The sequence below is a fragment of the Exiguobacterium sp. s138 genome, from assembly GCF_018618775.1.
In the GTDB taxonomy this organism is placed as follows: Bacteria; Bacillota; Bacilli; order Exiguobacteriales; family Exiguobacteriaceae; genus Exiguobacterium_A; species Exiguobacterium_A artemiae.
In genome coordinates this window covers 622811-641770 of sequence record NZ_JACSMW010000002.1, presented here as the reverse complement: position 1 = coordinate 641770, position 18960 = coordinate 622811, and the positions used below count along the sequence as shown (strand labels likewise).

Here is an 18960-nt window from a genome sequence, read left to right as displayed (position 1 = left end):
ACTCCGGTACAATACCGAAGCCATCTCATAGCAGCTTAAAACGTTAAGGGTGCTTTTATTAAACTGTCCAAACTCTAGGGCTCAGTTCACGGTCACGATCACATCCGTCTTTATCACCGGTATTTTAGCGTCATTCATTTATTAAAGGGGGCATTTTCATGGGACTTGGAGAAGATATCAAACGGTTAAAGGAATTTGACGAATCGACGCAAGTCTTGTCGGTGTATCTGAGCACGGCACCGGATAAACGGAATCAGTGGGAGACGATTTTACGGAATGAGAAGAAACGTCTTTTGACGGAACAGGAGGATAAAAAAGCCGTTGAAAGCGTCTTTACGAAACTGGAACAAGCGATTAACAATCAGCGGACAGGGTTGCTCCGGAGTATCGTCGCCTTTGTCTCAAGTGATGATTCGCTTCAGGAAGTGTATTTGTTACAGCTTGATGTGACGGATGAAATCAGTTATTATAGCAAACCGAATCTCAATCAACTCGAAGTTCTTGATCAACAATTCCCACGGACCGGGATCGTACTGACGCATCTCGATTCCGCGACTGTCCTCGACGTCCGCCTTGGTGAAGTGGACGCGACGCACGAGTACGAACTGGATCTCGATACCGGGCAATGGCGGCGTTATCAGGGGAGAAGCGGACGAAGTGGCGCTTCGAGCAGCAATCAGACGGACGATTTCCGCAATCGGGTCGAACAGCAGGCAGAACGGTTTTACCGGGAATTGTCAGGAGAGGTCGAAAAATTGAACCGGTCGCTCGGTTGGGAGCAGATCATCGTCATCGGCGAACGATCGCAAGCGAACTTCCTCGAGCAGGCCCTAACGACCAAACCCAAACGGGTCATTCATAAAAATTTGTCGCAATCGAGCCAACAACAGATTCTCAAGCAGGTATTTTAAGCGTCCACGTCTAAAGTATAGCTTTAGACGTTACATAAGGAGTGACAACAGATGTTCATGCACCATATTACCGATCAATTGAGCTTAAAATTAATCGAACGCCAGGACGCCGACGCGTTGTATGCGTTGATTGACGCCAACCGGGACCACTTGCGGCAATGGCTACGCTGGGTCGACGGGGCGACCGGACCCGACATCTACCGGAACGAAATCATTCCGGCCTGGTTGACGGACTATGCGAACGGCAACGGCTTTGCCTGCGGGATCTATTTTGAGGGCGAACTCGTCGGGACGATCGCCTTACACGAAATCAATCAGACGTTACGGCAAACGTCGATCGGGTATTATTTGACCGGGAACGGACGCGGTAAAGGATTGATGACGACTGTCGTCGCATTTATCACAGACTATTGTTTTACGACATTACAACTGAACCGGGTCGTCATCGAATGTGCGGTCGGCAATACACGAAGCCGGAAGATACCGGAGCGTTTAGGTTTTCAGCAAGAAGGGATTCTGCGTGACGCGGAGCTTTTGTACGGGTCATATCATGATATTGCCGTTTATGCGATGCTCGCAAAAGATTGGTCCGGCACGTGCGTATCGTCCGTACAAAATCAGCAAATGAATTAAAGCAGGAGGTGCCACGGAATGGTTCAATTCATGAAAATGACAGAAGCGGCCTATGCTGCATACTTACCGGAAGCCATCAAAGAATATGCCGAGGAGAAAGTCAAAGCCGGGACATGGGCAGAGGTGGAAGCGCTTGACCGGTCAGCCGCCGAGTACGGCCAATTATTACCGGACGGTATCCAGACGAAACAGCATTATCTGTTTTCGATCGTTGACGATCCCGAACAGCCGCCGGTCGGTATGATTTGGTTTCAATTAAGTGAATCGACGCACGGTCGAACCGCCTTTATCTTTGATTTCAAAATCGAAGAAGGCTATCAAGGGAAAGGGTACGGACGGCAAGCGATGGAAGTACTGGAGCAGGTCGCCCGACGGATGAACATTAAAAAAATCAAATTGCATGTCTTTGCGCATAACACGCGGGCGATTCATCTCTATGAAACGACCGGATTTGTCACGACAGACTTACATATGACCAAAACAATCGACTGAAAAACACCTCTGTGCATCCGAAAAATCGATGCACAGAGGTGTTTTGTTGTCTTCAGCGCCACGTTTGAAGGGTGTTTGCGAACTGGATATCGGTCTCGAGTTCACCATGGATGTGCGTTGACATAAAATCGTTTCCGGCCAGCCAATCTTTAAAATCAAACGTAACCGGCTCTTGATCACCGCCGAGAGCGAACCAGACTTTCATGTCGGTCGGGAAATAGGCTGACGTATGAATCGTGCCTGCCCAGTGACTGTACAACTCGGAGAAGACCCCTTTATCGGAATCGTTTAACAGACGGAATGCCGATTCCGCATCCTGAATCAAATGCTGATGCGTTTTCAGTTCCATCATCCGGCGTTTTGAATCGTCGAGATGGAACCGATTTTCGTGTTGCAGCAGATCAAAATGATTCGTACAGAGATTCGTCTCCCGGACTTCGATGTCGCGGGCTGTCGCTTCGATGACGAATGACCGGTTCGACCGGTCATGGACGACATAACTGAAAGATCCCCGGTGCGGCATCTCTTTGACGAGCGAAATCGCATCTTCAATCGAGGTACATGTCTCGAGGATGATCCGCCCAATCATGAAACTGACGAAGCCGTCGCCCGGACGACGGCGGTTGATGAAATTGTACCCCATCGCAAGACCATGTTCGTTCATCCCGTCCATTCGTCCGGTGACGCGGGACGCCGGTCCGATGATGGCGGAGCCGCCATCCGTCGGTTGAAAGACAGAGAAACGTCCGTCGTATGTCATCGGATGATAATCATAATTGCGGACTAAGAAGTTATCGCCCGTCATGATGGAACAGCCGCTGCTTGGTCCTTCGACGCGGTAATGACCAAAATGGAGCAACGTATCGGCGAGCGATAATTCGAGTTCGTCCTGTAATCCGAGTAACTCGTCCCAAATGTACGGGGCATAGCGGAGAAACATCTCTTTCGTTTCGACAGGGTCGACCTGAAAACGGGGGACCCGGATTTTCCAATTGTCTTCACGGTTATGCAACAATTCATTTCGTTTCACATAACGGCCCTGTTCGCGGCCGAAGTCATAGTGTGTTCCGCGAAACTGCGTGATTTCGTTCGAGACAGACTGCACAAACTTCACTCCTTTTGTTTCTGTATGATTCTGATTATATCGAATCTGTCACCTCCTGTCGTAATCAAGGGCTTGGCACAACACATCCGGAAAATGAAAAACAGAAAAAGACTGAATCATTTGTGTAATCGACCGATAAACAGGTGGGAGGGGTCTACATAATGAAAAATTTATCAGTACGGAAAAAGATTCAACTGTTGATTGCGACAGCGATTGTCGCAATGATTTTATTAGCCGGTGCAGGACTCTATTTTTTAAATCAGATGTCGAATGCATCAAAAGCGATGTACGAAGAAAACTTGATTCCGATCCAGGAAGTGGCGCAAATCCGGATTGATACGCGGGCGCTTGATTCGTTTCTCGTCGAGATGATGCTGACGAAAGATCCGGCCCGGGTTGAAGAACTGGGGGCGCAAATCGATCAACGGCAAGCGCAAATCCGTTCTTCCCTCAACAAATTTGAACGCACATCTGTACCGACGAAACAATCAGAAAAACAAGTCGAGAACCTGAAGGACAGTGTCCTCGCTTACGATAACGGCTTGAGTACGATTCAGGACCTGGTCACACAGGGCGATGAAGAACAAGGCTACCGCTTCTATTCGGAAAGTCTCGAGAAAACACGGGACGAAGTGGCCAATACGGCGAAAAGCCTGATGATGTCGATGACGAAACAGTCGAAAGACATCAACGCATTGAACCAGCAGGAAAAGCAGGCAGCGTTTTACATCATGCTCGGGATTTTCCTCCTGGCCGTATTGTTGTTTGCCGGTCTTGCAATCTATATCACGCGTCTGATCACAAAACCGATCCGTTCCCTTCAAGGATGGATGAAGCAGTCGGGTAAAGGCGATTTGTCTGTCCGTGGCGATTACGTTTCAAAAGACGAACTCGGTCAATTGACGACATCATTCAACACGATGACAGAGCAGCTCCATCACGTCATCATTGAGATGACGGATACGTCGAAACATGTCGCGACAGCATCGGACGAATTAAGTACGAACGCGGAAGCGACGACAAAAGCGACGGAAATGGTTGCCGTGACGATGGAAGAAATCGCGAGCGGTGCCAGCCAACAATTAAATCAGGTATCCGGTGCATCGCGGACCGTTCAGGACTTGACGTCCGGCGTCAGTCAGGTTGCCGGGAATGCCCAACAGATGACGGACGCGACGGGTGACGCGATGGAGAAAGTGACTCACGGCGGACAGGTCGTCCGTCAGCTCGGTCAACAGATGGAACGGATTAACACCGACTTTACGGAACTGGGTCACGTCATCGTCGGACTTGGAAACCGGTCGCAGGAGATCGGACAAATCACCGATTCGATCACGGGCATTGCGGCGCAGACGAACCTGCTCGCACTGAATGCAGCGATTGAGGCGGCCCGGGCCGGTGAACAGGGACGCGGATTCGCCGTCGTCGCAGCGGAAGTCAAGACGCTTGCCGAACAGTCGGCACTCGCGGCGAAACAAATCGAGGGTCTGATTCAAGTCATCCGTCAGGAAACGGAACAGTCGGTTGTTTCGATGGAAAAAGTCACGACGGAAATGATGAACGGCATTCAGGTTGCCGGCGAGGCGAGTGCTTCCTTTGAAGCAATCGAACGGTCAATCAGTGACGTGACGGGGCAGGTCGAAGAAGTGTCGGGAGCCGTCCAGGAAATGGCGGCCGGCAGTGAACAGATTTCCGCAATCATGCGTGAGATTCAGGGTGTGACGGAAAGTACGGCCGCCGGAACCGAGAACATCTCGGCTTCGACGGAAGAACAGATGGCCTCGATGCAGGAAATCTCGTCCGCGTCACAATCACTGGCGACGATGGCAGAAGACTTAAAACGGTTGTCGAGTCGTTTTAACGTGTAATAAATCAGGCAGGTATCCAAAACGGATACCTGTTTTTTGATGGAAAAAGAAGGGATTTGAAGTAGTGAACAGTAATAACTATAGAAATAGTGAAAAAAGGAGGCTACGGATATGGGACCACATGAACTCATTGAATGGATTCTTTACGGGGTATTCGGTTTGATTGTGCTTCCGATTGTCGTGTTCGGCTTTGTGAAGACGGGAAAAAAACGTATGCTGGCTTTGATGACGGCAGGAGTGCTCTGTCTGATGTTCGGCAGTTTTTTAATGAGTCAGCCGGATGATGAGGACATCAAAGCAGAGATTCAGGAAAATGTAGCAGCCGTCAAACCGTATCTTGCGAAAGAGTTTCCGGGTGAAAAGTGGACGATTTCGACCGTACCCTTTCAAAAAGAAGGATATCAGCACGTCAATCCTTATTTCATAACCGTTGTTTTTCAAAATGAACCGGATGCTGCGTATGAGTACAATGTTAATCGCAACGGACGCGTCGAACTGGTCGGGTTTTCCAGTAAAAGTGATTACCATGAGTTTAACCACTTGGAAAAATGAAAAGAATCAAAAAAACAGTCCACCGCGAGGCGGAACTGTTTCAAACATCCGTTCAGGACGTCAGCGTTTTTCCTTTGGAAGACGATAGCGACGACATCGTTTTGACGGCGAAGAAGGCAATCAAACCGAACCCGACCTTGTTCGTTAAATCGGCAAAGTTGTAAATCAATTCGCGGACGAGCTGGATTTCAACTCCCGGCGCAAACAACGTGACAGCGTAACCGATCGGATAGATGGCCCAACCGATCAGGATGAACAACCGCATTTTCAGAAGAGCATCGCGAATTGGAGCCGGTTTGTTTTCCGCAGCTTTCGTGACATTCGTAAACAGCAGATAGATGATATAGATCCAGGCGAAACATCCAATCAGATACGACCACAGTCCGAGTTGCGTGAAACCGCCGGCGATGTTGATTGAGGATTCGCTGATGTAGCCGCCGACAATCATGATCACGTCAGCGATTACGAGTTTCGTCAGCAAGGACCGGCCGAGCCGACCTTTCAGACCGAGTAACAATGGAAACTTGACGAGCAACAGAGGCGTCGTGACGAGCCAGTCGATATAACGGATTTCTGTTGGAAAACCGCCGATTTCTGACAACAGACCGGACGTTCCGACGGCATCTTTCATAAAGTAATAATGAATGGCCGCGACAAAGGTGACGAGTGCAGCGACGGTAGCGGTGGAGCGGTATTCCGGTGCCAGTGAATTCCGTTCGACTAAAAAGTAGAGTGTCCCGGCGGCCATTCCGACGAATCCGACCCAAAACATATACTGCGTGGCAAGAACGAGTAAATTGACTTCTTCCATGATCAGTCACTCCTTCATTACACAAAACACGCGTTTCTATACATTTAGTATAGGACGACACTGGCAACAACGAAGTGCTTCAACCGTTGCGTGATGTGCGGTGAGGTACTGAAAAGACACAAGTTAGACGAAAGATTCAAACCGAAACCAAGACATCAAAACTGGAGGAATCAATATGCCTTTTCCCACTTTAGAAACATCCCGTCTCGCACTGGTGGAAGTAACACCGGAACACGCTTCGTCACTCTTTCATATCTTATCGAACGAAACCGTCACCCGCTTTTACGGAATGAATCCGCTTCGTGAACAAAACGATGCGTTGAACATCATAGGGTCTTTCAAACAGACGTATGACACGCAACAAGGCATTCGTTGGGGTATCCTGATCCGTGACAGCGGGACGTTTATCGGGACGCTTGGTCTGAATCACCTCAGCCTGTACAGCAAAAAGGCGGAGATCGGCTTTGAACTTGATCCTGCGCACTGGCGGCGTGGTTATGCAGCAGAAGCGATTCAAGCTGTGTTGGAATATGCCTTCGAGACACTGGCATTACACAGGATGGGTGCCGTGACATTTTTAGAAAACGAGGCATCCGTTCAACTGTTAAAACGACTCGGATTCGAAGAGGAAGGGATTTTGCGTGGTTATCTTTATCAAGACGGCTCGTCGCACGATGGACAGATTTTTTCATTGCTGCAACCAGATTATCAGTTGATGGTACAGGAACAACACGCACAGGAAAAACCGGTATGAAAGTGAACCGGATTGATCATGTCAGTATCAACGTACTGAGTTTAGTGGAAGTGACACATTTTTTCGTCAGCCTGGGATTCGTCGTAAAAGGTGAATGGGAATCGTCCGGACCGCAACTCGACCGGATTACCGGTCTGCGTAACGTCAAGACTTCATGTGCCGCTCTCGGCGTACCCGACGGAGAGACGTGGCTTGAACTCGTTCAATATCAGAATCCAGTCGATACTGGTCAATCATCAAACGAAGTTCACGCGGCAGGTCTTCGTCATCTTTGTCTCAATGTCGAGTCGCTTGACGCGATGATGACAATCGTGAACGAGCAGGGCTATACTTCAATCAGTCCGGCAGAGCAGTTTGGAGAAACGTACCGAATTTGTTATGTCAGGGGACCGGAAGGCATCATACTGGAAATAGCAGAAAACTATCTTAAACTAAAGGAGGGAAAAGATGTTTCGTAATTCAAAAGGCAGCACGCAAGTCTGACTCAATGATCTTGGTGTTTGTTTATTCGTCCTGATCGGTCTGACGCTTGCGACGTATCCTGTCGTCATCACGGCATCTGGACGGTTGATGTACGATGAATCAATCTGGCTGAGTACAACGGAAATGAACAAATTCATCACCTTTTATTTTTCTGCATTTTTTGCCTATTTTTTAATCGTAAATCAATTGTATCCCCGTTTTAATAGACGTCAGCTAAAAAAAGACTTGAATAACAAAGAGGTTATATAATAAATTGGTTATATAGAGAAAATCGTCAGTCTGAACGTGTCGGCTGACGATTTTCCCGTTGAAGCTCAATCCGGAAAGGAGGAATTGACTTGATTCGTACGGCGAACCCTGTCGAAGAGATGAGCCAGTTCTTGAAACTGCTCAGTGACAGTACACGTCTTGAAGTGTTGCGTCGGTTGCATGCCCGGGAACATTGTGTCTGTGATTTTGTCGAAATGTTTGATATCTCACAACCCGCCGTCAGCCGTCACTTAAAATTGTTGCGTCAAGCACAGGTGATTTTGGAACGGCGTGAACGGCAATGGATTTATTTCCGATTGAATCCGGATCATCCGCAACATGACTTGTTGTTGACGATCTTAAACTCGATGGAACCATTACCAGTTTCTTTACCAAATAGTTGCTGAGTTTTAAGTAAATAAACAGAGCTGATACATAACGGAAATGTTATGTAAGAAAAAATGTATTCAGCCGTTGTAAAACAGAGGAAAAAATTAATCAAGAAATGAAGTGAACGCATTGACCGGAACACATCTACTTGCGATCGGGATTTTCCTGATCACCTTATTTTTAATCATCAAACAACCAAAAGGTCTAGGCATCGGCTACTCCGCGATAGGAATGGCATTGATTGCCTTACTGACCGGCGCAGTGAATCTGGATGATGTCTCGACGGTTTGGGGCATCATCTGGAACGCAACCTTTACCTTCATCGCCCTGATCATCATCTCGTTGATTTTGGACGAAATCGGCTTCTTCGAATGGGCGGCGCTTCACATGGCACGTATCGCAAAAGGCGGCGGCGTCAAACTGTTTGTTTACCTGACATTGCTCGGCGCACTCGTATCCGCCTTGTTTGCGAACGACGGGGCTGCCTTGATCCTGACACCGATTGTTCTTGCCATCGTCCGCTACTTAAAATTACCGGACTACGTCGTTTTGGCGTACGTGTTTGCGTCCGGCTTCATTGCCGATACGGCGAGTCTGCCGTTCGTCGTCTCCAACCTCGTCAATATCGTCTCGGCCGACTTCTTTGACATCGGTTTTACGGAATATGCCTCACGGATGGTCTTCGTGAACGTCTTTTCCGTCATCGGCAGTCTGCTTGTGTTGTATCTTTACTTCCGCAAAAGTATTCCGAAGACCTACGACGTGACGCAACTTGTCGCACCGAGCACGGCAATTAAGGATCAGCGGATGTTCAAGTTATCGTGGCTGGTTCTCGTGCTGCTTGTCGTCGGCTACTTCACGAGTGACTTCATCGGCATTCCGGTCAGTCTCGTTGCCGGCGTCATCGCCTTGTTCTTCCTGTTGATGGCGCGTCGTTCACCTAGTGTGCCGACGAAAAAAGTCATCGCCGGTGCACCGTGGGCGATCGTCTTCTTCTCGCTCGGAATGTATATCGTCGTTTATGGTCTGCAAAATGCCGGGTTGACGCAAGTGCTTGCCGAAGTCATCGACGGTTTTGCGACGACGCTTGCCGGTGCGACGTTCGGGATGGGCTTCCTCGCCGCCATTCTGTCATCGATTATGAACAATATGCCGACCGTCATGATTGATGCCCTGGCAATCGAGCACAGTCAGACGACCGGCATCATCCGTGAAGCCTTGATTTATGCCAATGTCATCGGTTCCGATTTAGGTCCGAAGATTACACCGATCGGCAGTCTGGCAACACTGCTGTGGTTGCATGTCTTACGCTCGAAAGGTGTCAGAATCGGCTGGGGACAATACTTTAAAATCGGTACGATCCTGACGATTCCAACGCTTGCGATTACGTTGCTCGGATTGTACATCAGCTTGTTACTTTATTAATTTTCAGGAGGACACTTACATGAAATTGTTGATCATTGGTTCAGTTGCCGCCGGAACATCGGTCGGTGCAAAAGCACGCCGGAACAGTGAAGATTTACAGATTACGATTTATGACCGCGATCAGGACATCTCCTATTCCGGTTGCGGGATTCCGTACTTCGTCGGCGGTGAGATTGCCGACATCGACGAATTGACACCGCGCGATGCCGCATTCTTCAAAAAACGTTATAACATCGACATCCACACAAGACACGAAGTCGAATCGATTGATCACGCAACGAAAACGGCGACCATCGTTAATCTGGCGACCGGTGATCGGTTGACGGATACGTACGATACGCTGGTGCTTGCGACCGGTGCATCAAGCATCGTTCCGCCCTTACAGGGTGTCGATCACGACAACGTCTTCACGGTGCGCAATGTCCGGAATGCCGATGCGATCCGCTCATACATCGACGCCCATAATCCAAAAACGGCAACGATTGTCGGCGGCGGTTTCATCGGTCTTGAGATGGCCGAGCAACTGTCATACCGCGGGATTCAGGTGACACTCGTCGAACGTTTGCCGCAAGTCATGCTACCGCTTGACCGTGACATGGCAGAACGGGTTGCTGATCATTTAAGAGATAAAGGCGTCTCACTGTTGCTCGGAGAATCGGTGACGGCATTAAACGGGACGGAGCGGGTCACGGACATCGCCCTTGAAAGTGGCAAATCAATTGCGACAGAGCTCGTCATCCTGTCAGTCGGGGTCAAACCGAATACGGAGCTCGCCAAACAGATCGGCGTTGGGCTTGGTCAGACAGGCGCAATCGCCGTCAACCGGAAGATGCAGACGAACGTGGCAGATATCTATGCCGTCGGTGACGTCGCGGAAAGTTTCTCCGTCATTACCGGAGAAGCGATTTATCGTCCGCTCGGCTCGACCGCCAACAAGATGGGCCGGATTGCCGGGATGGTCATCACCGGGGAAGAAGCGGAACACCGCGGAATTCTTGGAACCGGCATCTTCAAAGCGTTTGATCTGACGGTCGCCCAAACCGGCTTGACGGAAAAAGAAGCGCGGGAAGCCGGATACGACATCGAAGTTCTCCACAATATTAAACCGGATCGTCCGGAATATATGGGTGGAAAAGAAATGACGATCAAGGCGATTGCCGACCGGGCGACAGGACGGGTCCTTGGCGCACAAATCGTTGGTCCGCAAGGGGTCGACAAACGGATTGATGTCCTCGCGACAGCGATTACGTTCAAGGCAAAAGCAGAAGATCTGTTCCACCTTGATCTTGCCTATGCGCCGCCGTTTGCGACAACAAAGGATCCGGTGCTCTATACCGGAATGGCACTCGACAATGCGATTAAAAAAACAGCCCGTCTGATGACACCAAATGAGTTGATCGAACAGGTCGCCGGCGGCAAGTCGTTCCAAATCATCGATACCCGTTCGAAAGCCCAGTTCGAAAAAAATCACGTCGACGGCGCGATTCATATCCCGCTCGGTGAACTGCGGACACGGGCGAAGGAACTCGATCCGACGTTGCCGACGATTGTTTACTGTAACAAAGGGGTGACCGGGAACGCCGCACAAAACGTGCTCAAAAACCTAGGTTTTACGGATGTCTGTAACTTATCCGGCGGTAATAAAAACTATCAACATTGCAAAAAGTGTCTGACCGAGTAATGGTCCGATGACAAAAAGCGGTTCTTCTTCGCAGAAGAGCCGCTTTTTTTACTGTGCATACCGGTAAGTATGCTCAATCCGTTGACGGATGCTGTCCGGCAAGGAAGCAGCGAGTGCGGTTTGTAACCGTTCCGGCGCGTCGAGCGGGTGAGACTGCCAGTAGTCTTCAAGGAGACGGACTTTGGATTCGCGTCCCGGCATCAATAGATAGAAGACGTACCAATCCTCAAGATGCATGAACGGATAGCGTTGTCCACCGAAACTGACCTGTTCCGTCATAGCCGTCTCATCAAAAATGAATGAAAAAACGCCTGCTTTATGTTGAATTTTGAAATCGACGATGAGATCCAGTTCAACGCTTCCAATCGTGTATTCTTCAAACCGGCGTGTCAAAAAAACTCCTTTATCTTGAGACGGCTGTTGTTTACCGAACTGCTTCAAAATCCGTTCAGCCACAGCGAAATCGTCCGGATGAAAGAGCAAATCCACATCGTTTGGATGCTCCACCAACCCATGGTGGGCGAGGAGAACCGAACCACCAATGCCCCATCTGACGTGAGCAGAGGCAAAGAGTGGGGAAAGGAGAGAAATCACGGATTCAATCATTTAAAATTCCTCCTGTGCAAACTATTGATTCTGTGAAATTACATTCAGCTTAGCAAACAAGCGCACTGAAATGAATTATTTTTTGGTCATCACCACTGTATGCTCAGGATAGGATTTCCGAAGACGTTTAAGCGACCTACTCAAATCCAACTCCGGTACTACACAAGGAGTTCATCGATTCGGATGAACTCCTTTTTAGTATGGATCAAATTTATCGTTTGAAAATAAAAAGACCAAAAGTGTTCCTTTTTGAAACTAATGGTGCTAGACTGTGGATATTCAAAACAGGACAGGATGTTGAGTAAGGAACGCTTCTCAACAGAAAGGTGGAAGAAACAGATGAAAATGAGTGTAAGAGAACAATGGTTCTCAAATGTCAGAGGTGATGTATTGGCAGGCATCGTTGTTGCGCTTGCTTTGATTCCGGAAGCAATCGCTTTCTCAATCATTGCCGGTGTCGATCCGATGGTCGGATTGTATGCTTCGTTTTGCATCGCTGTCATCATCGCTTTTGTCGGCGGCCGGCCGGGAATGATTTCAGCGGCAACCGGTGCGATGGCCCTTTTAATGGTCCCGCTCGTCAAGGAACACGGACTCAATTATCTGCTTGCGGCAACGATTTTAACCGGAGTCATTCAAATTCTCTTTGGGGTCTTCAAGATTGCACGGGTCATGAAATTCATTCCGCGTGCCGTCATGATCGGGTTCGTCAATGCACTGGCGATTCTGATTTTTATGGCTCATGTCCCGCATTTCATCGGGATTTCCACGATGACGTATGTGTTCGTCGCGATGACGCTGGCAATTGTCTATCTGTTACCGCGTTTTCTTAAAACGATTCCGGCACCACTGATTGCAATCATCGTGCTGACGATTGCGGCGATTTATTTAAACGTCGATTTACGGACGGTCGGTGATCTCGGAACGATTCAACGGTCGTTACCGTCGTTTTTCTTGCCGGACGTCCCGTTGAACTTCGAGACACTTCAAATTATTTTCTCGTATTCACTGGCACTCGCGATTGTCGGATTACTTGAATCATTGCTGACGGCGACGATCGTCGACGATATGACGGGCACGGAGAGCGAAAAAAACAAGGAAGCCCGCGGGCAGGGGATTGCGAACTTCATCACCGGTTTCTTCGGCGGAATGGCGGGTTGCGCGATGATCGGTCAATCGATCAATCGGTCATCAACGTCAAGTCAGGAGGACGTGGGCGGCTGTCGACACTTATCGCCGGGCTGTTCCTGATGTTTTTGATCATCGTCCTCGGAAACTGGGTCGTTCAAATTCCGATGCCGGTTCTTGTCGGAATCATGATCATGGTCTCAATTGGCACGTTTGACTGGTCGTCGTTTACGTATCTCCGTAAAGCTCCGAAAGCCGATGCCTTCGTGATGCTCGCGACAGTCAGCATCGTCGTTGCCACACATGATCTGTCAATCGGCGTCATGGCAGGTGTCGTGTTAAGTGCCCTGTTCTTTGTCGCCAAATTCTCGAAAATCAAGATCAAGCAACAGATAACGTCCGGAAAAACGGTATATACCGTCAAAGGTCCGTTATTCTTCGCGTCGGTTGATCATTTCATCGCTTCGTTTGATTATGAGGGGACGAACCAACAAATCCGGATTGATTTCAGCAGCACCCAAATTTGGGATGATTCGGCCGTCGGAGCGATTGACAAGGTGATGCTCCGCTTGATGGCGAATCAAAACAAAGTCGAACTGATTGGATTGAATCCGGAAAGTAAGAAACTGATTGATCGGTTGGCGGTTCATCAGGATCCGATCCCGAAAATTTCCACACATTGAGTTAAGGGGGAACGGTTATGTATCAACATATCTTATTAGCCGTCGACGGTTCGGACCATTCCGTCCGAGCGGCGGAAGAAGCAATTAAGATTGCCCGGCTCAGTCCGGACAGTCAAGTGGAAGTCGTTTTCGTCGCCGATTTTGGAAAAATTAAAGACGATGTCCTGCATACGAAAGGAACGGCAGGGCTTGAAGTGGCCCGCAGAAAAAGACTGGCACCGGTCGAAGAAAAGCTCGAAGCAGCAGATGTCTCCTATTACGTGACGATTCTTCGCGGTGAGCCGGGTCCGACAATTGTGGATCACGCCAATCAAAAGCAGGTCGATTTAACGATTATCGGCAGCCGGGGGTTAAACAGTCTGCAGGAAATGATGCTCGGTAGTGTCAGTCATAAGATTGCCAAACGCGTCAAATGTCCGGTTTTGATTGTGAAGTGACGAGTGAATCTTTTTCTGAAATCGCACATTAAAATGATTTATGTGTCTTGACCCGGGGGATAGTCAAAAAAAGAGGGGGTCATTCTAATGAAGAAGACATATTTGGTACCGGTTCTTGGTCTTGCCCTGTTTACCGCAGGATGCGGCAATTCGGACAATCAGGAAACGGAAAAAGTCGAGGAAACGACAACGACAAATGATAATTCGATGACGGATGACAGCACGATGAACGACGATACGTCAGGTACACAAGATCAGGATACAGTGACGGACAATGCCGACAAAGATTACGGATTCGTCAGTCTGTCAGTCGAGGCAGATACTTCGGACATGATGGACGCCGTCGACATTAGTTATGACCGTGATAACGACGGGACGGAAGCCGATTACAAGATGAACGGTGAGCAGGCGCAAGGCAATGAAGCGATGAAGACGCTGGATGCCAAGCTCGACGAACTGAACCTTGATGCCGATACGTCAAATGATGACGCGATTGCTCAAGTCGAGAAAGTCTTTGGCATCAATGACGCGACCCGTCTTGAAATCGAGATCGAGTTTGCCGATGGTACAGAAAAAGAATTTAAGAAGTAAAAAAAAGAGGTGCCAAGCGGCGCCTCTTTTTCTTTTCTCTCTATGATATGATGAGAACGTATTGTAAAATATTTCAATCGGGGGTTTTGAATGATGGAAATCACAAGCGGTACGACGAAAGATGGGCAATGGATCCGGGAGCAACTGATTGCTTATAACCGACAACACGTTCCGGCAACGCTCTTTACGGAAGCGGAACCATATTGCTTTTTGGCATGGGATGAAGACGAGCAACTCCTCGGCGGTGTTACGGCAAGTTATGTGTGGAATCATCTGCAGGTGCACTTTTTGTGGGTCGACCCGGAAAACCGAATCGGCGGTACCGGAAAACAGCTGATGGCAAAAATCGAATCGATTGCCGAAGAAAAATCATGCAGTAAGATCTTGCTTGATACGTTCAGCTTTCAAGCGCCGGGCTTTTATGAAAAGCTCGGATTCGAGGAATACGGTCGTCTGCCCGATCATCCGACGGAAGGACAGACCCAGTACTTTTTCGTCAAGTATTTGTAAGTGTTTAGCGTTGGTAATGATAGACCCAGGCCGCCATATAGGAAAACGTTCCGAGCGACAAGACGGTCGCGATGGCGTAAAACGGGAAACCCGGAACCCACTCAGGGAAACGCGCATAGACGGAGAACGGAATCATTAGGACGGTCAACGCAGCTAGGAACGTTGTATAGGCGACACGTGTCGCTTTACCGGTAATGACTTCCTCCCGTTCATCCTGATCGGAGAATTCCGTCATACCGACGGACCACTCGGAAAAAGAACTTTTTTTATTTGTCCGGTTGAGATACCCCATCACCGTTAAAATGATGGCGATTATAATCATTGGCAGGATTAACGGCAGTTCAAGCGTCAGATTAAAACCCGTTCCCCGAGTTGGATCATTGTCAAACACTTCAAGCTGTTGCGTGATCGAACTGATGAGAGCGGCACCTAGAAAATACATACAAATGTTTAAACACGACTGAATGATGACACGTTTCATTCCGATTCCTCCTCCAAGTAAAAAATCGATTCGACAGGACGCTCGAGCACTCGTGCAATCTGCATCGCCAGTAACAAGGACGGAGTATAGCTGCCTTTTTCAAGCGAGATGACTGTCTGGCGTGTGACACCAATCATCTGAGCAAATTGTTCCTGCGTCCATCCGTTGCTGCTCCGCAACGATTTAACCCGGTTCGTCAGCTTCATCACAGTTTCTCCTTCATTAGTTGGTACTTAAATTGTAAAGTATGTTTTACATTTTGTAAAGTTCGTTTTACATTGGAATAAAAAACAGACTGTTACTTTTTTGAGACTCTTTATCAAAAATCATCGAACCTCTTGAATTATCGGAATATTCAACCGATAAACGGGTAACTTACACAAAACGATGACGGTTGGCTTAAAGAGAGAAAGGAGGCGCCGACATGATGCCGGAATTGTTACCTGACGAGCGTGAACTCGAGCGAAGGATTCGAATCGTCCATTTGCTGCGTAAACTCGGGAAATCCGACGAAGCCATCGCCAAATCATTATATGTTTCCACCGAATGGGTCCAGTCGATCTTTGATGAAGACGACTGGCGACATATGCAATCATCCTAAGGAACAACGAACAGAGTGTCGGATGACGCTCTGTTTTTTTGTTTGCTTCTGTTAAAGAGTAGGCGGTCGAATTGTTTTTCGGTACACTGAGAAGGAAATCACTGGAAAAAAGCGGTCAACATGCGAAGAATTGCCATCATCGGTGCCAGTTTAACCGGTTTGTACACTACTTGGCGTCTGCAGGAAAAGGGATATGAGGTCACGCTTTTTGAGGGACGTGATCAGATCGGCAGGCGGATCGGGCAGGCTTCGCTATCAGTTGACCCGTTTATTCGAACCGGAAGTCCGATCCACGTATTGTTTTTTATCAGGACTGGGCAAAGGAAATGGAGACAGCCACGTTAGCCGACGCTGACTCGTTAATCGAAATTCCCGTCTATGAAGCGATTGAGCTTGAAGGATTGTGGAAAGATGCGCTGACGTTACTCGGAACGGAGAGTGACCCGGCGTTCGGCGACTATCTCGAAGGGGAGTTACAATGGGTCGAGCGGTGGTTAACACATCTCGCTTGTACATGAAACGAAAGGGTGAGTAGGAATGGAGATTAGGGTTAAAGTCTTTCACTATGATGTTTTTACGACAACACCGGGTAAAGGGAACCCTGCTGGTGTTGTGTTAAACAGTGACGCCCTATCAACAGAGCAAATGCAATTAATTGCAGCGCGCAAACAGGCTTTACGGAAACGACATTTGTTAGTCGATTAAACGAATCTGTTCCCCGCTTCAGATATTTTTCACCGAAATCTGAAATGAACCTTTGCGGGCACGGCACGATTGCTGCCTGGACCGCGTTGCAAGAGCAAAACTTTAATTCCGAACGTAAACAACTGATTGAGACCAAAATTGGTCGGTTAAATATTGGGGAAGTACGAACCCCAAAAGGAATTCAAGTACAGATGCAACAGGGAGTAGCACAATTTTCTCCGTTCGAAAGTGATTTGATACCTGTTCTTGAAAGTATCGGCATTAAGCTGGAGCAAGTGGATAAGCGGTTTCCAATCGTCTATGGAAGTACAGGGAACTGGACGCTGATTCTTCCAGTCAAACGCTTAAAAGACTTTCTTGATATGCAACCAGATAATAAACAATTTTCTTCAGTTTTAAAACAGTTTCCGGAAGCATCGATTCACCCGATTTGTCTTGAAACTTATTTGGCGGAAGCTGATATGCATGGTAGACATTTTTCTGCAACGCAGTCTGGAACAAAGGAAGATCCGGTGACAGGTACCGCAAGTGGCGTTATGGGGGCATATTACGCTAAATACATAAATCCACAATCCTGGGAGCGACATATCTTTCGAGTGGAACAGGGACATGAAATGGAACGCGAAGGATTAGTAGAGGTCACAGTCAACTATATTGCAAAAAATTGGGAAGTAATGATTGCAGGGGTTTGTGTCAGAACAACATCTCGCATACTCATTATTTAAAAAATGGAGGATCATCATGCAACAATCAAAAGATACGTTTCACCGGGCATTCGGTACATACGGCATCTATTATAATGAAGGAAAATTGCTCGTCATTCATAAGCAGGGCGGACCGTACACGTACCGGTACGATTTGCCGGGCGGGAGTCTGGAAGATTTCGAGACGTTGCCGGACGCGCTGGACCGTGAATTCCAAGAGGAAACCGGGCTGACGGTCCGTTCCAAACAGTTGCTTGGAACGTTTGAATTTTTCCTTCAGTCCGACTGGTACCGGGCGTCGCATCTGCATCATATCGGCGTATTTTTCCGCGTGTTAGAAGCAGTTGGGGAACGGTCTGTACCAAAGACATTTGATGGGCAGGATTCGACCGGTTCGTCCTGGGTCAGCCGGGAAGACGTCGATGCGTCGAACGCGTCGCCGCTTGTTTTAAAAGCTTTTGATTATTTCGAAAACCCGGAAACGGACAAACTGACCCGGATACAAGACTGGGTCGTCCGCCAGAAGGCGACACGATGTACCGGCATGTAATCTGGGATTTTGACGGGACGCTGTTTGATACTTATCCGGTCATGGCTACTTTCTTGCAGAAGATGTTACGCGGGCAGGGACAGAATGTGGCGATTGAGTCGATTTTGGAAGCCATGAAAATCTCGGCGAAAACGGCCTATGAAAAGTATGGACTTGATGCGGACGCGATTTCACGGTTCAAAGTACAAAAAGCACAGGCAGAACTTAAATCGGCTCAACCGTTTACCGACATACCGCAACTCTGCCGCTTCATTCAAAAACACGACGGACATAACTACATCCTGACGCATCGCGGAGCATCGACGTTTAAACTGTTACAGGCGAACGGATTGACCGGGGTCTTCCGGGATGTAGTGACGGCGGAGCGGGGATTTGCCCGAAAGCCGGATCCGGCCGCGATTCAGTATCTGATGAAACATTATCAAATGGAACCGGCTGAAACAATTATGATTGGTGACCGCGAACTTGACGTACTATCGGGACACCAGGCTGGAATTGACTTCTGCCTGATTGCGGACATACCGCCGAATCAAACTGTCGCGACGTACATTGTATCGAACGTGAAGGGTCTGAAGAGATTATTTGATTGATCTTCAAAAAAGCCGATAAA

At 48.4% G+C, this 18960-nt stretch carries 25 protein-coding genes and 1 pseudogene; 21 read left to right on the top strand and 5 right to left on the bottom strand.

All coding sequences use genetic code 11. The features are described from left to right. Positions 1–158 precede the first annotated feature (158 nt). The 3 genes from KNP91_RS07275 to KNP91_RS07265 are packed head-to-tail and all read left to right on the top strand — an operon-like array spanning position 159 to position 2036. Entirely contained in the window at positions 159–911 is a 753-nt protein-coding gene (locus KNP91_RS07275; protein WP_214849397.1) for a VLRF1 family aeRF1-type release factor, read from the top strand. Positions 912–962: 51 nt separating this feature from the next. Beyond that, positions 963–1544 (top strand): GNAT family N-acetyltransferase, encoded by a 582-nt coding sequence (locus KNP91_RS07270; protein WP_214849396.1) that lies wholly within the window; start codon positions 963–965, stop codon positions 1542–1544. An 18-nt stretch (positions 1545–1562) separates the two neighbouring features. Then, positions 1563–2036, top strand: coding sequence for a GNAT family N-acetyltransferase (locus KNP91_RS07265; RefSeq protein WP_214764878.1), 474 nt, complete (start codon positions 1563–1565; stop codon positions 2034–2036). Positions 2037–2088: 52 nt separating this feature from the next. Here KNP91_RS07265 and KNP91_RS07260 read toward each other — a convergent pair whose 3' ends face one another. Further along, entirely contained in the window at positions 2089–3141 is a 1053-nt protein-coding gene (locus tag KNP91_RS07260; RefSeq protein ID WP_214849392.1) for a C45 family autoproteolytic acyltransferase/hydrolase, read from the bottom strand. A 161-nt stretch (positions 3142–3302) separates the two neighbouring features. On the opposite strand from KNP91_RS07260, the gene KNP91_RS07255 reads away from it, so the two are divergent. Both KNP91_RS07255 and KNP91_RS07250 read left to right on the top strand, forming a co-directional pair. Then, entirely contained in the window at positions 3303–5009 is a 1707-nt protein-coding gene (locus tag KNP91_RS07255; protein ID WP_214849389.1) for a methyl-accepting chemotaxis protein, read from the top strand. Positions 5010–5120: 111 nt separating this feature from the next. Beyond that, positions 5121–5561 (top strand): hypothetical protein, encoded by a 441-nt coding sequence (locus KNP91_RS07250; RefSeq protein WP_214849387.1) that lies wholly within the window; start codon positions 5121–5123, stop codon positions 5559–5561. Between the two features lie 52 nt (positions 5562–5613). On the opposite strand, the gene KNP91_RS07245 is transcribed toward KNP91_RS07250, so the two are convergent. After that, positions 5614–6372 (bottom strand): bacteriorhodopsin, encoded by a 759-nt coding sequence (locus KNP91_RS07245; RefSeq protein WP_214849386.1) that lies wholly within the window; start codon positions 6370–6372, stop codon positions 5614–5616. Between the two features lie 175 nt (positions 6373–6547). Here KNP91_RS07245 and KNP91_RS07240 point away from each other — a divergent pair, with 175 nt between their 5' ends. The 5 genes from KNP91_RS07240 to KNP91_RS07220 all read left to right on the top strand — a co-directional run bounded on the left by KNP91_RS07240 (position 6548) and on the right by KNP91_RS07220 (position 11354). Continuing rightward, a complete protein-coding gene (locus KNP91_RS07240) occupies positions 6548–7126 on the top strand; it encodes a GNAT family N-acetyltransferase (RefSeq protein ID WP_214849385.1) in 579 nt (192 codons plus the stop codon). Beyond that, positions 7123–7584: a VOC family protein gene (locus KNP91_RS07235; protein WP_214764872.1), complete on the top strand. Its 462-nt coding sequence runs from the start codon at positions 7123–7125 to the stop codon at positions 7582–7584. Before KNP91_RS07240 ends, KNP91_RS07235 begins: the two co-directional genes overlap by 4 nt. Positions 7585–7947: 363 nt before the next feature. Continuing rightward, positions 7948–8265, top strand: a complete 318-nt coding sequence (locus KNP91_RS07230; RefSeq protein ID WP_214764871.1) for an ArsR/SmtB family transcription factor — start codon at positions 7948–7950, stop codon at positions 8263–8265. 103 nt (positions 8266–8368) lie between these two features. After that, positions 8369–9673, top strand: coding sequence for an arsenic transporter (locus KNP91_RS07225; RefSeq protein ID WP_012370311.1), 1305 nt, complete (start codon positions 8369–8371; stop codon positions 9671–9673). A 19-nt stretch (positions 9674–9692) separates the two neighbouring features. Then, positions 9693–11354, top strand: coding sequence for an FAD-dependent oxidoreductase (locus tag KNP91_RS07220; RefSeq protein ID WP_214849384.1), 1662 nt, complete (start codon positions 9693–9695; stop codon positions 11352–11354). Positions 11355–11402: 48 nt separating this feature from the next. Here KNP91_RS07220 and KNP91_RS07215 read toward each other — a convergent pair whose 3' ends face one another. Beyond that, positions 11403–11960, bottom strand: a complete 558-nt coding sequence (locus KNP91_RS07215) for a hypothetical protein (RefSeq protein ID WP_012370313.1) — start codon at positions 11958–11960, stop codon at positions 11403–11405. A gap of 339 nt (positions 11961–12299) precedes the next feature. Here KNP91_RS07215 and KNP91_RS07210 point away from each other — a divergent pair. The 4 genes and pseudogenes from KNP91_RS07210 to KNP91_RS07195 all read left to right on the top strand — a co-directional run bounded on the left by KNP91_RS07210 (position 12300) and on the right by KNP91_RS07195 (position 15309). Beyond that, positions 12300–13771, top strand: a pseudogene (locus KNP91_RS07210) (SulP family inorganic anion transporter). A 17-nt stretch (positions 13772–13788) separates the two neighbouring features. Continuing rightward, complete coding sequence (locus tag KNP91_RS07205) at positions 13789–14208, top strand: universal stress protein (RefSeq protein ID WP_214849383.1); 420 nt, start codon at positions 13789–13791, stop codon at positions 14206–14208. Between the two features lie 87 nt (positions 14209–14295). Next, positions 14296–14799, top strand: coding sequence for a YusW family protein (locus KNP91_RS07200; RefSeq protein WP_214849381.1), 504 nt, complete (start codon positions 14296–14298; stop codon positions 14797–14799). A 90-nt stretch (positions 14800–14889) separates the two neighbouring features. Further along, positions 14890–15309: a GNAT family N-acetyltransferase gene (locus tag KNP91_RS07195; RefSeq protein WP_214849378.1), complete on the top strand. Its 420-nt coding sequence runs from the start codon at positions 14890–14892 to the stop codon at positions 15307–15309. A gap of 4 nt (positions 15310–15313) precedes the next feature. On the opposite strand, the gene KNP91_RS07190 is transcribed toward KNP91_RS07195, so the two are convergent. Next, entirely contained in the window at positions 15314–15790 is a 477-nt protein-coding gene (locus KNP91_RS07190; RefSeq protein ID WP_214849375.1) for a DUF2178 domain-containing protein, read from the bottom strand. After that, positions 15787–15996 (bottom strand): helix-turn-helix transcriptional regulator, encoded by a 210-nt coding sequence (locus KNP91_RS07185; RefSeq protein ID WP_114595896.1) that lies wholly within the window; start codon positions 15994–15996, stop codon positions 15787–15789. The genes KNP91_RS07190 and KNP91_RS07185 overlap by 4 nt, the downstream gene beginning before the upstream one ends. Positions 15997–16214: 218 nt before the next feature. Here KNP91_RS07185 and KNP91_RS07180 point away from each other — a divergent pair, with 218 nt between their 5' ends. The 7 genes from KNP91_RS07180 to KNP91_RS07155 all read left to right on the top strand — a co-directional run bounded on the left by KNP91_RS07180 (position 16215) and on the right by KNP91_RS07155 (position 18940). Beyond that, positions 16215–16391: a hypothetical protein gene (locus KNP91_RS07180; protein ID WP_214764866.1), complete on the top strand. Its 177-nt coding sequence runs from the start codon at positions 16215–16217 to the stop codon at positions 16389–16391. A gap of 120 nt (positions 16392–16511) precedes the next feature. Further along, the gene (locus tag KNP91_RS15865; protein WP_214764865.1) at positions 16512–16736 is read left to right on the top strand and encodes an NAD(P)-binding protein; all 225 of its coding nucleotides are present in this window, start codon (positions 16512–16514) and stop codon (positions 16734–16736) included. Further along, on the top strand, positions 16718–16909 hold the full coding sequence (locus KNP91_RS07170) for a hypothetical protein (protein WP_214764864.1): 192 nt from the start codon (positions 16718–16720) through the stop codon (positions 16907–16909). Before KNP91_RS15865 ends, KNP91_RS07170 begins: the two co-directional genes overlap by 19 nt. A 19-nt stretch (positions 16910–16928) precedes the next feature. Further along, positions 16929–17096 (top strand): PhzF family phenazine biosynthesis protein, encoded by a 168-nt coding sequence (locus tag KNP91_RS15720; RefSeq protein WP_251135923.1) that lies wholly within the window; start codon positions 16929–16931, stop codon positions 17094–17096. Further along, complete coding sequence (locus KNP91_RS07165) at positions 17024–17821, top strand: PhzF family phenazine biosynthesis protein (RefSeq protein ID WP_353048715.1); 798 nt, start codon at positions 17024–17026, stop codon at positions 17819–17821. Before KNP91_RS15720 ends, KNP91_RS07165 begins: the two co-directional genes overlap by 73 nt. A gap of 16 nt (positions 17822–17837) precedes the next feature. Further along, complete coding sequence (locus KNP91_RS07160) at positions 17838–18350, top strand: NUDIX hydrolase (RefSeq protein WP_214849372.1); 513 nt, start codon at positions 17838–17840, stop codon at positions 18348–18350. Then, positions 18335–18940 carry an HAD-IA family hydrolase gene (locus KNP91_RS07155; protein WP_214764861.1) on the top strand — a complete coding sequence of 202 codons (606 nt, stop codon included), beginning with the start codon at positions 18335–18337 and terminating at the stop codon, positions 18938–18940. The genes KNP91_RS07160 and KNP91_RS07155 overlap by 16 nt, the downstream gene beginning before the upstream one ends. Positions 18941–18960 lie beyond the last annotated feature (20 nt).